8 protein-coding genes and 1 pseudogene are annotated in these 15,903 nt (G+C 34.7%); 4 read left to right on the top strand and 5 right to left on the bottom strand.

The genetic code is table 11. The features are described 5' to 3' along the window. Window positions 1-245 precede the first annotated feature (245 nt). Both MK119_RS09025 and MK119_RS09020 read right to left on the bottom strand, forming a co-directional pair. A pseudogene (locus MK119_RS09025) lies at window positions 246-1,502 on the bottom strand (sugar isomerase). Window positions 1,503-1,615: 113 nt separating this feature from the next. Continuing rightward, window positions 1,616-1,894, bottom strand: coding sequence for a hypothetical protein (locus MK119_RS09020; protein ID WP_290677230.1), 279 nt, complete (start codon window positions 1,892-1,894; stop codon window positions 1,616-1,618). Window positions 1,895-2,036: 142 nt separating this feature from the next. Here MK119_RS09020 and MK119_RS09015 point away from each other — a divergent pair, with 142 nt between their 5' ends. Next, entirely contained in the window at window positions 2,037-4,112 is a 2,076-nt protein-coding gene (locus tag MK119_RS09015; RefSeq protein ID WP_290677227.1) for a tetratricopeptide repeat protein, read from the top strand. A gap of 415 nt (window positions 4,113-4,527) precedes the next feature. Beyond that, window positions 4,528-4,659, top strand: a complete 132-nt coding sequence (locus MK119_RS09010) for a hypothetical protein (protein ID WP_290677224.1) — start codon at window positions 4,528-4,530, stop codon at window positions 4,657-4,659. 39 nt (window positions 4,660-4,698) lie between these two features. Here MK119_RS09010 and MK119_RS09005 read toward each other — a convergent pair whose 3' ends face one another. Both MK119_RS09005 and MK119_RS09000 read right to left on the bottom strand, forming a co-directional pair. After that, entirely contained in the window at window positions 4,699-7,152 is a 2,454-nt protein-coding gene (locus MK119_RS09005; protein ID WP_290677221.1) for a DUF4114 domain-containing protein, read from the bottom strand. Between the two features lie 329 nt (window positions 7,153-7,481). Next, window positions 7,482-10,058 (bottom strand): T9SS type A sorting domain-containing protein, encoded by a 2,577-nt coding sequence (locus MK119_RS09000; RefSeq protein ID WP_290677218.1) that lies wholly within the window; start codon window positions 10,056-10,058, stop codon window positions 7,482-7,484. Between the two features lie 135 nt (window positions 10,059-10,193). Here MK119_RS09000 and MK119_RS08995 point away from each other — a divergent pair, with 135 nt between their 5' ends. Beyond that, window positions 10,194-10,892 carry a class I SAM-dependent methyltransferase gene (locus MK119_RS08995; protein ID WP_290677215.1) on the top strand — a complete coding sequence of 233 codons (699 nt, stop codon included), beginning with the start codon at window positions 10,194-10,196 and terminating at the stop codon, window positions 10,890-10,892. Between the two features lie 99 nt (window positions 10,893-10,991). Here the strand turns inward: MK119_RS08995 and rsmI are convergent, their stop codons facing one another. Next, complete coding sequence (rsmI, locus tag MK119_RS08990; protein ID WP_290677300.1) at window positions 10,992-11,666, bottom strand: 16S rRNA (cytidine(1402)-2'-O)-methyltransferase; 675 nt, start codon at window positions 11,664-11,666, stop codon at window positions 10,992-10,994. A gap of 138 nt (window positions 11,667-11,804) precedes the next feature. On the opposite strand from rsmI, the gene MK119_RS08985 reads away from it, so the two are divergent. After that, entirely contained in the window at window positions 11,805-15,857 is a 4,053-nt protein-coding gene (locus tag MK119_RS08985; protein ID WP_290677212.1) for a gliding motility-associated C-terminal domain-containing protein, read from the top strand. Window positions 15,858-15,903: the final 46 nt, after the last annotated feature.

Here is a 15,903-nt window from a genome sequence, read left to right as displayed (position 1 = left end):
TCATTGCACGGAAGTATGACAAAGCAATCTGTGACTTCTAGATATGTTGTACAATAAAAAGATCACCACGTCACTTGCGTTCCTCGTGATGACGAAGCATAGATAACGAAAGAAGTTTTCAAATGTCACTAGAAGTGATATTTAAAATAGTTATTGATTTTGTGACAAAAAAGTAAGTTGGCGTTACACTGAATTTAATTCAGGATCACACAAGAGCGAGAAAATTTAAAAGCATTCACGCTGAGTTAGTCGAAGTGAAGCGTTCTAAATCTATTTTCATAAAAGAAGAATCCTAACTGAACGAGTAGTAATAAAACCATCGCAATGATTTGCACATGTACTACTTGTGCTAGATTTTCGTGGAAAAAAACCACTAATAAAATTTGAAGCATTCCAAACAACCCAGAAAGTACTACTGGAATGTATTTGTCTAAGGATAAATAATAGTACGCGAAGATATTTGACAATGCAAAAATGCCTGTAGCTAAAGCGTATTTCCATAATAAAGGTGTAACTGCTAAATAGCTTTCACCAAATAAAATCGTAATAATTTGTGTTGGAAATAATACACAACCCAATATAATTACCGCAGCAATTCCTGCAATATAGGTTACATATTTTAATAAGATAGGAACTGTAGATTTTCCTTCTTTTTTCTGTTTTACAACGGTTGGTAATAACAACATTACAAACATCCAAGCAATAAAATATACCACACGTCCAATTAACGCTAAGGAAGCATACAACCCTGCATCAAAGGATTCAAAATAATGTTTTACCAGTAGAATATCACTGTTGTTAATGATAATTTGTGTTAGCTCATAAAAAGCAGTGATAATGAAAAAGTTACGCACCAATTTCCCCTGTGATTTGCTCAACAAGTTGTTGCTTTTCCATGAAATATTTTTAAAATCAAAAGGAATCAATCCACATACAAATGATGCTAAAATTCCCAAAGAAATCAACAAAGAAGATTCAATTTGTAAAAAGTATAAAAATGCTAAGGTGATTACCAAACGACTGATCATTTCAGCCTGATATGTCACTGAAAGCGATACTAATTTTTCTTTACCTTGAAAAATTCCACGATTTACACTCATGATAAAGTATAATGGAATTCCCAACCCGAAAACGACAAACATACTCGAAGATGAGGTTTTAAAAAATTCTTGCAATTCTGAAGCAAAGAAAACGATTAAACAACCAAAAATGATTCCAGCGAAGGCTGATTTTTTATACATATTTGCAGCGAAAGCTTTGAATACATTTGCTTCAAAAAATACAGAAAACTTTGCTGTTACCTACTGAAATGTCATCGCAACAAAAGATAATACTAATAAAAAAGTAACCAAAACAGCAGCATCAGCGAACTTTTCAGGTCCTAGAAATCTACCTAATAACAAGTTGTATACGTAGTTTCCGCCGTTTACCAACAATACACTTATCATAAATACATGTGCTGGCGTAAGGTTACTTTTTAATTTTTTTGCGATTGCGATCATTTTGTTTGTTTTTAATTTCACATCGTGAATTAGAAGTCAAGTTTGTATTCTATGTTCATTTTCTTGATTTTAGAGTAAAGGAAACGAACCAATAGAATTGTAATCATGATGCATTAAGCTACCTGAGAACAATTAAAATCTTGATAAATATCTTTGCAACCATTTCCAATTACAGAAAACATTTTGTGATCTCTTAATGCGATTGCAGTTAATGTTTTAATTCCTTCTAAACCATCATAATCAATCTCTGTGATTCCATCAATATTTACGACTACATTTTGCTGTTGTTCCATGATGTATTCGAAGTGAATAATGAAAGATCTAGATGTGGTTGTGTTTAATTTTCCTTTTAATAAAAAAGTTCCATTTTGTTGTGTGATTTGTAAAGCCATTTTTTTGATTTTTTTTTATAAATATTGATACAAATATCCTCCATATGACACAAAAATAGGCTCATCGTCGGTGAGATTCAATTTTCTTGCGATGAATGTTTGGAAGCTTATGCTTAACTTACAACTGTCAAAAATCAACTATATGAATACACGATATATCCTACTTTTTTCACTTTTATTAACGTGCTTTTTTAGTGTTGCCCAAAACATGAAAGAAGGCTTTTCCTATTTAGAAAATGGAAAGTATCAAGAAGCCGAATTATTCTTTAAAGATATCTTACAAGACTATCCTACTAATAAAACGGCACGTTTGTGCTATGGTCGTTCAGTTGGATTAAATGGTGATTCAACGAATGCAAAAACGATCTTCACCAATTTATTAAACGATTATCCAAACGACTTTGAAGTGAAGTTAAATTATGGCGAATCTTTATTATGGAATAAAGAGTTCAATCTCGCGAAAGCTTACTATCAACAGTTAGTAGAGGAAGATACGAACAGTTTTCCAGCGTTATTAGGTTTTGCCAATACGCTATCGAACTTAAAAGAATATAATAATGCTTTAATATATGTGAATAGAGCTTTGGAAGTTTCTCCAGGGAATCAGAATGCAATGACTTCTAAAAAGTATATCTATTTAGGTCATGCCTATCAAAAACAGCAATTACAACAATATCTTGAAGCGGAAACTTTATTACAAGAATGTTTGTCGCTTTTTACGAATGATAAAGATGCACTTTTAAATTTGGCGAATTTGTATTTGATTATGGAAGCATTTGACAAAGCGGAAACTACTTATACAACCTTATTTAACAATCCAAGCAACTATGAAGACACGATTTCTGCATCAAATGGTTTGGCGCTAGTAAATCATTTAAAAGGAAAGGAAAAGCAAGCATTAAAAACGAGTCAAACTGCTTATGATCGTTTGGATGAAACAATAAGTCCGATAGTAACTCAACAAACTACCGAACGTTATATTCAGGCTTTAATTTGGAATAAAAAGTATGCAAAAGCTCAAACGTTAATTGATCAAATGATGGAAGTAGAACCAAATGAAAACTGGATTTTGGCATTGCGTGCAACCTTGAATGTGTATAAAAGTAACTTTAGGCAGAGTTTGGCAGATTACGATCAGATTTTAGTGAACGAATCCATGTCATTTGATGGAAATTTAGGAAAAGCCAATGTCTTAAAAGCTTTAGGTCATTATGATGAAGCATATGCCGCTGCAGAAAAAACGCTAACATTTTACAACAACCAGAAAGATGCAACAAACTTTTTGAAAGAGCTAGATACGAAGTTTTCTGCTTTTTATGATGGAAAAGCCTCGTATACATTTGATAATGGCGATAATAAAGCATTTTCAGTAGATAATACAGTAGAATATCCGCTTTCAACACGTTTGAAATTGCTCGGAAATTACACCTTTAGAACAACAGATAATTCCGTGACAAACAACAAAGCAACATCGCATGCAGTTTCGGCTGGTTTGGCGTATCAGTTGGCTCCAAACACTGTTTTAAAAGGAACTTTAGGAATCACTTCAGCAACAGCAGAAACAACCGATTACACTCAATTATTAGCTGATTTTTCTTTGAATATAAAGCCGTTTAAACTCCAAACCTTAGATATTGGTTACAAACGAGAATTACAGAGTTTTAATGCGGATTTATTAGATCGAGAGATTGTACAAAATCATTTGTATGCAAATTATAATGTGAGTTCTAATTTCAATCTTGGTTGGTTTACACAATACTATTATACGTCGCAAAACGATGATAATTCCAGACATTTGTTATTTACTTCGCTGTACTACAACATTCTGAGCAAGCCATCTTTGAAAATCGGATTGAACTATCAGTATATCACTTTTGAAAATCAAGTGCCAACCATTTATTTCAGTCCAGAACGATTCAATGCAGGAGAAGTCTTTGTAAACTTGATCAAAGATGAAAATATCACCAAAGCTGACGAATGGTTTTACGAACTTACTGCTGCGACAGGATTACAATACATTGAAGATCAAGATTCGCAAAGCACCTATCGTTTTCAGGGAAAACTAGGTTATAAATTCTCCGATCGTTGTTTGGCCAATGTATTTGGCACACGTAGTAATATTGCATCTGCTACGGCTGCAGGATTTACCTTTACGGAGATTGGGATTCGATTGAAGTGGTGGTTTGATGGAAAATCTAGGTTTGGGAAAGATTACTAGAATATATTTTTTGGCTTTATAAATATTCTATTTAGGCCCATATTGTATTTGCTTTTTACTTTAAAACAATCACTCCTTTTGTGCTTTCCTAATTAGCCAGTAAAATTTTTATCATGAATAAAAAACTAGTCTTTTATGATTAGGGGTTTTTAATATGCTGAAATTCAGAAAATTGAAGTTTGGTTTGTTATTATTTTTTTACCATTGATTCTATTTTAGTTCCAATATTAATTTTGAAATCACTCATACTAAAAAAAAGAATTTAAAAAACTTGAACTTGAGTAAAATCTCTATTTCTAATTTACAAGCAAGTAAAAGAGGAGCTATTGTTTCTTGCTAAGTTGTTGAATGTGGACAATCAGACACAACAATTACTACAATTCCACATCCTGCTGATTCAAAAACATGCAATACCATGCGACTTCCAGGTTGTAACGATAATACATTAGCAGCAGATTGTGAATCTCTTGGCTATTGCCCTGTCCGACTGCAGCATAATTTTAATGCCAAAAAAGGCAAAAGAATCACTCCTTTTGCCTTTTACTAATTAACCAATAAAAATTATCACCATGAAAAAAAACTATTTTTAATTTATAATGAGTTTTAATGTTTTGTAGCTGTGCGTCTTGCTTTCAATATTACAGAAATACAATCCGGGACGTAGATTATTTCGGCTTAGGGAAACCTTGTTCTGACCAGGTTGGATTCTAACCTTTGATGAATAAACTACCTTTCCTACTTGGTCATACATCAGCAATTGTACGTCCTCGGATTGTTTGGCTGCAAATTGTAGTTGCGTTTGAGTTGTCATTGGGTTTGGCACAGCCATAATTTTGTTGTTAGCTACCTCTATTTCAAATTCTTCAATATCAAGTGTGTTTTCCATGCCAAAGCGTGCACTATGAACTTGCAGGTTGAATGGAATATAACTTTGATAATCGCCCTGTGTTGAGAATATGATGGTTTTTACATTGGTAATATCTGCTGCATTTCCATCACCATCTTCAAATTCATTGAATGGAATTCGATATAAGGTTTCGGTACTATTTTGAGAAATTATTATTCGATAACGGTTGTTCCAATCGTTTAAATCTTCTTGCAATAAATTGATTTCAACAGGTTGCGTATTGGTAATGCTGAATTGAAATGCATCATACATGCTTACATCCAAGGTTTGATCACCAGGTAACACATGACGGAACAAATTGATAGTTCCTTGTACTTGACCAGAAACAATAGGTTGCCTTTCAATTTCATAGGTGTTTTCAAAGTCTTCCACAGTAGTATTTTCTACATGAAAACTAGTCACAATTACATTGTCTTCTTGGTAATCAATTCCCCAAGGGCCATCTGCCAAATACAGAGCATCTTGTTGTGCCGAAACGTCTGTACTTATTGAAAACCCAACATCAAATAATTGTCCTGTCGCAATAGTTACAGTATCATTCCATTCGCCAGTTAAGGCAATGTTTTGTGTTATTGTAGTGCGTTCAGCTACTTCCGTAGGAGCCACGCTTGCATCAAATAATACAGATGTTGTGTTTACTTTATTGACGATATTTAAATGCACATTTCCATTTGCATAATATCCCGATTTAACAAATACAGGTGGAATTACATCGTCTACCATTTGACTGTTCAGAGGCTTTTCTAGCGTTAGCGTATCAATAATATGGTTTCCGATAGTAAAAACTTGTGAAAATGATCCGCCCCAAATCTGAAAATTATAATAATCGCCCTCTGGATATTGCTCAATATTCCAAAAACTAAACAATTCGTTTGCTGCATCGCCCAATTTCACAGAAAAGCTTAGGGTATATTCTGTTTCGCCTGTAGGTCTTTTTATTTTGGCACTAATGAGTTGATGTCCCCGTACAATTACAGTTCTTACGTCTTCCAGAGATGAATTATTTAATCGGTCACAAATAACTTTGGAGTGATCGTAAATAGCACCTTCAGTGGCGGTTGCCAATACTGCAGAAACACGTGTATTTTCTTGATACATGTCTAAAGCAAATACTTCTGTCGCATTAGTGATTCCTAATAAATCAGTTGGACTTGATATGTGTGCTGTTTCGGTTCCAAACATACCTGTATCTGGTAAATATGAATCTAAACTTGTTCCATCTTCTGGATTTTCTGATGTATAGCTTTGCTTATTAAAAGAAGCTTGAAATCGTTTTTGATTGTTTTCATCACCTGTTTGCGTTCTTTTTAGGTTACGTTGTGCAATTAAACCTGCTAAATTTCCATTACTTTCCAATCCGCCATCATACGCTGAGGTTACGTTTGAAGCACTTTCTACATCGGCATAGTTGGTCGTTTTTAGTGCTGTGTAAGGATTTGCAGTTACGTAAAATACAGCATCATTAAAGTCATTATCACATGAGCTGTAATCACGACGAATATCTTCAAAACCAAGAATAACACGCTCATTGTCTGGATCGTTTAATAATACATTATGGTAACGTAAATTTGGATCAGCTTCAGGATTATAATCAGGGTTTGAATAAAGTTTCCATAAACCGTTACCAACAGTGCTTGCACTAGAACTCCATGCATTTGCTAGTAAAACCCAACCGATTCCTGTACCCGCTTCAAAGGTTCCGATTTTTACTTTATCGCCAACTTGCAATCCGCCGCCACTTCCTAAAGCGGATGCATTTGGAAAAATAATGGTAATATCTTCATTAGCAGGTGCTGTAGGCGATGGATTATTTAAATCGTAGGTATAAAATCCTAGTACATTTCTATAACCAGCACCTTCACTGACAAATGTTACCCAAACTTCTGCTGTTTCATTGATACTTAAATCAGTGTCATATCCAGAAGAAATATAATGTGGATTGTAGTCAGGAACAGGATAACTTTCTGGAATGGAATTACTAATCATTTCTAAGGTTTCCACAGATACATTATCTCCAGGATTTTCTAAATATAAAGGTGTTCCGTTTGAGGTAAAAGCGCCTAGATATTGATAGTTCTGTGCGGTTGTTGTTGCAATAGCAAGTATGCTAAAAAGTAATAATAGTTTTTTCATCTGTCCATGTTTTAGTTTATGAATTCTGTTTGATGGAATTCGCCCATAATCATGTTGATTATTATCTAGAGATTTTGGTGGCTCATTTCATGATATCTTTTTATTTGTATTACAAAGCTAGGGACTGAAAACTGCGAAAAACCTGATTCACGGCACAATCATTTTAAGTGTAGACGAAATGCAATTTTCTTCAGACTAACCATTTTTCAAATGCCTTATAAGGTCAATAAACAAAAGGGTTTAAGCTATTTAAAACATAGAAAAAGGGCAAAAGAATTGCTCCTTCTGCCCTTTCATCATTAACCAAATTTAATCACCATGAAATTATGTTATTTAAGTATGAGTTTTATTCTTTTATATGTTTGTGTTTTTCCTTCTATTTTACAGAAATACAATCCGGAACGCCAATTATTTCGGTTTAGGGGGATTTCGTTTTGACCAATTTTTGTGCTAACCTTCATTGTATAAACTACCTTACCTACTTGGTCATAAATATATAATTGCACGTCCTCGGATTGTTTGGATGTAAAGCGTATTGTTGTTTTCGATGTCATTGGATTTGGAATTGCTAAAATCGCATTGTTTTCATTTTCAATATCTACCACACTTAATGTACTTTCACTAGAGAAATACAGATGTGATAAATCAATGGTTCGTGTTATCATTTGTCCATTTTCGGATGCTATTGTAAATACGATGGTTTTTACATCATCTAATACGATATTATCAATGGTTGCAGATGATAAACTTGAGATCGGAATATTATATTCTTGGTCCGTATTTGTAAGCGTAATAAGTTTTTTAGGTTGTGTTTCCCAATTGCTAACACTTGCTTTTACAAAGGCAATTTCAAGCTTCCCTGTTCCACTAGCTGTAAAGTTGAACGTGTTGTAATCTGTCAAATCTACTGCATTGAATCTTGGAGTCAATGCTCTATACGCAGCAAAGTATGTGCTTGTAGTTGCATGTAATGATACATTACGTTCAATCGGAAATACATCTGATTCAAATTCGAAATCGTTTGGTGAAATTTCATAATTTAATACGGTGGTACTTTCTTGCGAATCGTCAATTCCCCAAGGACCATCCGACATAAATAAATCGTCTGGAGTCGCAATGCCATCACCAATTCTAAATCCTATATCAAATAGGTTTCCTGTTGGTACTTGTAAGTTGGAAATATAATTTCCATTCAAGTCTAGCGATGAACTCATATTGTCAAACTCATTCGTTTCCGTAGTTCTGTAACCAGCATCAAAAGCAACATTGTCTGTAGCGTTTGTATTGATGATTTGTAGATCGAGCGCTCCATTTTCATACTTTCCTTTGCGTACAAATACGGTTGGCGGTGTTGAATTATTATAGTCTGAAATTGGCTTTTGAACGTCCAATAAGTTCAATACTTCTTGCCCTAATATGTATAAATCATCTAAAGAGTTTGACCAGATTTGAAAGTTGTAAAATGTAACGTCGCTTTCGTATTTATCCAAGTTCCAGTGGCTTTCGATGGCAAAATTTACTTCATTATTTATAACTTTCGCTGAAAGGCTTAACACAAACTCTACAGTATTATCTGTATTTTTAATGAGTGATTTTATAAACTGTTGACCGTTAATGTATATGGTTGAAACCGAAATCAGTTCTGCGCCTAACAAACGATCGCAAATATATTTTGTGTGTTCGTATACACCATTTTCTGTTTTTAAAACTAAGATGGAAGCTACTGAGTTATCTGCTTTGATATAATCTACCGAATAAATTTCTGTAGCATTTGTAATATTTACTAAATCTGCTGGTGTAGATTCAATCACAGAATCTTCATTAATCATATCTATTGGAATAAAATCTTGTAGTTGAAAACCGTTGGTATTTGATTTTGCATACGAAGCAGATTTTTTCACTTTTTTTGCTGTACTTCTATCAAATTTATAACTTGTTTTAGCTCTATTATAATTACGTTTGTTGATAGCATCTGACAGCCTTCCATTACTTTCCAATCCGCCTGCATTTCCTGTAGAAGTTTCAGGATCAATTACGTCACATTCTCCATAACCTGAACAAGAAGGATCTTCACAATCAATCAAACCATCGCCATCGTCATCAATGCCGTTATCGCAAATTTCTTGTGGAACTGGCGCTGTAGGACAACGTGCTCCATCATTACTCGAACTTGAAGGTCCAAAAGCAAATAAATTGGAAACCATACCATTACTACCTGTTAAATCTTGTACACTTTGAATTACGTAAATCGTTCCTGTTTGATTGGCAGATACATAAAAACGTCCAGAAGCGTCAAAATAAACAGCTCCATAAGTATAACTTAATCCTGATAAAATAGGCACTGTACCAAGCGATTGAACATTATTTGTATTAGGGTCAATTCTGTATAATTTGTTAGTATTTTTTTCAACGGTATATAACATATTATCAACCGCGTTGAATGCCCAATCATGAATATTTATATTTGTTGATAAATTTTCTGTGCTTAAATGTTGTGTATAGGTTGCTGAACTAGGATCTACGTCAATTTTATAATATGTTGTTCCGCCTCCTTTTAGATGATACACACCAGAAGCACTTATATCACCAACATATCTATTAGAAGAGGGTAATTCGTCTACGTAAAAAGTAGTTGTTTGGAAATCTTCACCAATACGCACAATGGTTTTTGCTGGACTACTTAACGAGCCCCAAATATATCCATCAGCAGGATTGTAAGCTGCTGCGTTGATACTTCCAGGTGTTATGTCTTCAGCAACAAGAGATGAACTTCCCGAAGCTAAATCAATAGCATATACATCATTGTATTGAAATAAATATGCATTATAAACGCAGTTGAATGGTTCGTTTTGAGCGCTTGTGATTGCTGTCGTGAGGATGCTGAAAATTAGTAATAGTTTCTTCATGAGGTTGGCTATTTACACCACAAATCTAGGAACTCAAAAAAGGGAAAAATCCAATTGGCGGTACGATCATTTTAAGTGTAGACGAAATGCAATTTTCTGATGACTAACAAAATTCGTCGAATTGAAATATTACAGATGTATCCTTTATATTTGTTTGGTATGAACGATAAAAAAGTAGTAAAACAAGTAAAGAAACCTTGGCCAACCAAAGCTGCTATGGAACAGGTGTACGAGTTGAATCTTTGGGGAAAGGGAAAAACAGATTTTTATTCTGGTGAAGGTTCTCATGATCCTGAGATTGTGAATTCGTATGTAGATTCTGTGCGCTCTTTTTTGACTTCTTTTGAAAAACCGCTGGTTGTTTGCGATTTAGGTTGTGGCGATTTTAATGTTGGAAAAGAATTGGTTTCTTATGCCTCAAAGTATATTGCGGTTGATATAGTCTCAGATTTAATTGTACATAACATTCAAAAATTTTCTGCTGAAAACTTAACATTTCATTGTTTGGATATTGCTGTCGATGAATTACCTATTGGCGGTTGTGCTTTAGTTCGACAAGTATTGCAACATCTCTCCAATGCTGAGGTTGAAAAAGTGGTTCGGAAGTTAGAAAACTATAAATATGTGATTTTGACTGAACATGTTCCACAAGGAAATTTTATTCCCAATCAAGATATTATTTCAGGACAAGGCATTCGGCTCAAAAAACAAAGTGGTATCGATTTGTTAGCAGCACCATTTTATTTTAAGGTGAAAGAAGCAAAGCAATTACTTTCGGTAGTTCCAAAGAATGGAAAAGGATTGATTGTGACGACTTTGTATAAGAGGTATTAGAGGCACTTTGTTTTTAGATTTTTTAGATTTTGCATAAGTCTAAGTAATCTATGAGCGCAGCGTTTCCATCAATCTAAATGCGATAGCGTTTCTAAAAAACTATTTCCCTTTACCCTCCACAATAACAACAATCTCGCCTTTTGGTGCTTTGTTTTTATAATGAGTTAAGACTTCTTTTGCGGTGCCACGAATGGTTTCTTCATAAAGTTTGGTTAATTCACGGGAAACAGAAACTTGACGATTTTCTCCAAAGTATTCACAAAAATGACCTAATGTTTTTACAAGTTTGTGTGGCGACTCATAAAAAATCATGGTACGTGTTTCTTCTGCCAAAATTTTAAAACGTGTCTGTCTTCCTTTTTTAACAGGCAAAAACCCTTCAAAGACAAATTTATCATTCGGCAATCCGCTATTTACCAATGCAGGAACAAAAGCAGTTGCACCAGGCAAACATTCTACAGGAATATTATTAGCAATACATTCACGGGTTAGTAAAAATCCAGGATCAGAAATTGCAGGTGTTCCTGCATCACTGATTAAGGCAAACGTTTCACCTGCTTGCATGCGTTGTACTAAAGCTTCTGTGGTTTTGTGCTCGTTGTGCATGTGGTGACTATACATGGGTGTACTAATTTCGAAATGTTTCAACAGTTTTCCGCTGGTACGTGTATCTTCTGCCAAAATAAAATCTACACTTTTTAACACTTCAATGGCCCTAAAAGTTATATCCTGAAGGTTTCCGATAGGTGTAGGTACAATATATAGTTTCATCAATACAGTTTTAGACGGTTGAATTTCCCGTAACGTTTTCAATTCAAAAGTAATTATTAATAGCTGAATATGTAGTAATTCATATATCTTTATTGTTATATATACGCAACCCTTTTAAAATTCCCCCATCATTATGATAATATGAAACAACATTACATTACCATTTTTTGTCTGTTCAGTTTTTTTCTTGGATGGAGTCAAACCACAGATTTATCAGCAAGTATTGAAGTTACAGATCTTAACGGAACTCCAATTTCTAATATCGAGATTTTTCAGGAATTTTACTATGTCACTACAATTAGCAACTCAGGAAATGATGTAAGTAATGCTACGTTTTCACAACAATTTGCACCTAATGTTGCAGCACTTACTTTTGAAAGTGTGAATGCCGTTGGTGGTGCGGCAGATGCTACCAATTTTGTGTATGATGGAAATACAGGAGTTGCTACGGCTTTGCTTCCTAATTTGCCGACAGCTTCAAGTGTGCAAATTCGTATTTTGGTAAGAGCGCCTAAATATTCAGGAGGAATTTCTACAACAGCAACCATATCTCCACCAGATGGAACCACCGATACTTCCCCAGATGGGAATACTTCCATCATTTCGATGGATGTGACCTATGCACCTTTAGATTTTAGCGTTTCATATATCCAAGTAAATCCAACTTCAGGCACAGGAATTTCTGTATGGGGCGATCAAGTTACATTTGAAATTACCATTACAAACAACAGTAACATACAATATCCTATAGATTCTTTTGGGTTGTTACAAGGTTTAGTGTCTAATTCTGTAAATGGAAATACGATATTGCGCTTATTGTCTTTAGAATGTATTCAAAGTACTAATGGAGCCAATTGTCCATCAGATTTTGGAACACTTCCTGGAATTCCATTTATCATTACACCTATTACAACAGTATATGAATATAATGGAGAAATTATTTTTCCATCACAATCTAGCCTTACATTTAGTGCCACTTTTGAATATAATGAAGGCGATTGTGGTATTGAATCAGATCAAATAATTATTCAAAGTTTGGCTGAAATTTCATTAGCAGAAGCCAATACGAATTCCAATCAATCTAATGTAGAAATTACAGATTTGTTAGACTCAACCATATGTCCATGTACCGATGTTTCTATTGATACAGAACAAATAGATCCTTTGCCAGCAGGCGTATTATCCGATTGGAATCAACAAGTAACTTATCAAACAACCTTGACTAATAATGGTCCATTGGATACGACTATTCAGTTCTTTTTACAAAATCTTGGAATTGAATGGGAATTTATTTCAATTACGTGTATCAGCGCTACTGGAGGTGTCAATTGTGCAGATATTAATTTTGATATAGGTAATGGATTTTGGCAAGTAGAAGACTTTCCTATTCCAGCAGGAGCTACTATTATTATAGAAACGATAGTGGATTATATGGAACCTAACTGTCCAACGGATTCAGTCATTGATTCTCCTTTTAGAAGTACCGTTAATATGTTGGAACATGTAGATTGTGCTCCCGGAGATAATAATGAATTTGATACCATAGTATTACCACAGTCTATGGGAACAGATGATTGTGTAAGTCCAGATAATGTAGCTATTTCAAAAACACAGGTAAGTCCTGCGCTACCATTAGGAAGTACAGAAGATAATCCTGTTCCATGGGGCGATATTACCTATCATATTACTATCAGTAACAACAATCCTAATGATGTTCCTTTAACTTTGGTTGATTATTATGGAGGGAATTCTGTTGCAACAGGAACCTTACAATCGGTAACTTGTATTGAAACCACAGGAACAGCTGATTGTATTTCAATATCCAATGCGAATATTGGTGTTGAACAAACGATGCTCGATGATGTATTCTGGGAAATTACAGAAGCAGAAAATTGGATACTACCTACGCAAAGTTCTATTACATTTGAAGTGGTTGTCAATTGGAATCCACAATGCTCAAGTTTAGTGGTACCTGTAACAAATGCAGCTACTGTTGCTATTGTTGGAGACAATACAGCGCTTACCGCAACGGAAACAAGCTACTTAACTTCTTGTGTTGATTTAATTATTCAAACCTATCCATCACAAGCAACAACACCAGTAAATTCAAACTTTAATTGGGTTGTAGATATTACAAATAGTATTACAAGTTCTACCGCAACAGATGCCATATTTACCACAACAGTAAATAATACATTTACGATTAATGGAACACCAACGTGTACTGTCACGAGCGGAAATGCAATGTGTATCACTACATTTAATGTAGATACCACAACAAATGAAGTCTCAGGAATTATTCCTTTGCTCGATCCAGACGCAACCATACAAATTATAATTCCTGTGACGGCACCTAATTTTGGAGGTTCGTTTACCAATGTCGCCGAAGCGCAACCAGATCCTGCCAATAATGTGGAATCTGATCCAAGCACCAACATTTCTATTTCTAGTGTACAAGTACTCTCGCCAACTGTGACCAAAACATTTACACCAGATGAAATTATTGATACAGAAACATCGCTTTTGACATTTACAATTGAAAATGTACCAGGGAATATTGGGCAATCAGGAATTTCTTTTACTGATAATTTACCTGCGGGAATTGTTTTAGCAGGCGATCCATATTGGGTAGAAAGCAATGGTGCTACTGCAGATTTTGTCGGATTGACCAATGACGATTTTGTTGGGATTGCCAATTTGGTGATTCCAGATGGTGTTGCCAGTTGTACGTTTGCCGTATTAGTTACATCTTCTGTAAGCGATTTATACACGAATGAATTTGCAAACTTTTCCAATCTAAATAATATTGATGCGTCTAATGCACTTGCAACCTTAAACGTATTGCCAATTCCGCCAAGTGCTGATTTGGAAATTTCGCTTACACCGAATCAAACACAATACTGTGAAGGTGACGAAGCCATCTTTACGCTAACCATTACTAACAACGGTCCAGATGATGCAGACAATATAGCTGTAGAGCACTATGTGAATCCTTTAGGCTTTGTGTATGTATCAGATAATGCAGGTGGAACATATACAGCTGCGACAGGTATATGGGAACTTTCAGGAATTACGATTACTAATAACAATACATTCATCGCAGAAATTGTTACAACGATTTTAAATGTAGATGCGTCTGCAAATAATCAATATGAAACTACTGCAGAAATTACAGCAACGAATATTGAAGATTTAGATAGTGATGTAAATACAAGTTTTGATATAGATGATTTGGGTGATTCATTGGCTGATGATGATGAAGTGCAATTGCAAGTCGCTGTTTTTGAAATTCATAATGATATTGACTTGGCTATTGACAATACGGAGGTTTGTATTGGAGATACTACGATGTTGGTCATCAACAATCCAATTGTAAATTATACCTATAATTGGTATGAGGCTTCGAATCCAACACAAATTATATTTACAGGAACGAGCTTTGAAACAGGAAGTATTACTACAGATACAAGCTATGAAATTGAAATCATCAATGAAAACAATTGCCCTGGCAATGCAAGAGAAATGGTTCAGGTAATAGCAGTTTCGTGTGTAGATTTAGGAATTGAAAAGATTGTTGACACAGAAATGCCTTCCATTGGTGAAACGGTTCAATTTACCATTACACTTACCAACAATATTGCTGAAGATGCAACCAATATCGATGTAGAGGAGTTGCTTCCTAACGGCTACGAATATGTTTCTCATACAACAAGTACTGGAACGTATGACAACAATACACAATTGTGGACTATTATGACGCTAACAGCTGGAAGTTCAGCTACATTAACATTGTCAGTTACAGTAGTAGATGGTGATGATTATACCAATATTGTTCAAATCATAGATCAAACAGCAACGGATACAAACCCTACGAATAATAGCGCAACGGCCGTAACTTTCCCAGATTGTTTAGAAATTCCAAGTGGTTTTTCTCCAAATGATGATGGCGTAAATGATGTTTGGGCAATAGCTTGTTTAGACAACTATTTTAATAATGAGTTGGTCATATTTAACCGTTGGGGAACCATTGTGTATAAAGCGAGAAACTACACCAATAACTGGAATGGTGAAGCCAATCAAAATGTAGTGTTGTTCAATAAAAATGAGCGTTTGCCAGCAGGAACATACTTCTACATACTCAAAATACAAAGCAATACCATCGAAAAAACAGGTTGGTTATATATAAACTACTAAAAAAAAATAATCCTGATTGCACATTGAGCGGAGTCGAAATGTGTAA

It is taken from the genome of Kordia sp., from assembly GCF_022447245.1.
GTDB lineage: Bacteria > Bacteroidota > Bacteroidia > Flavobacteriales > Flavobacteriaceae > Kordia.
This window is presented reverse-complemented; position numbering and strand designations above follow the sequence as displayed.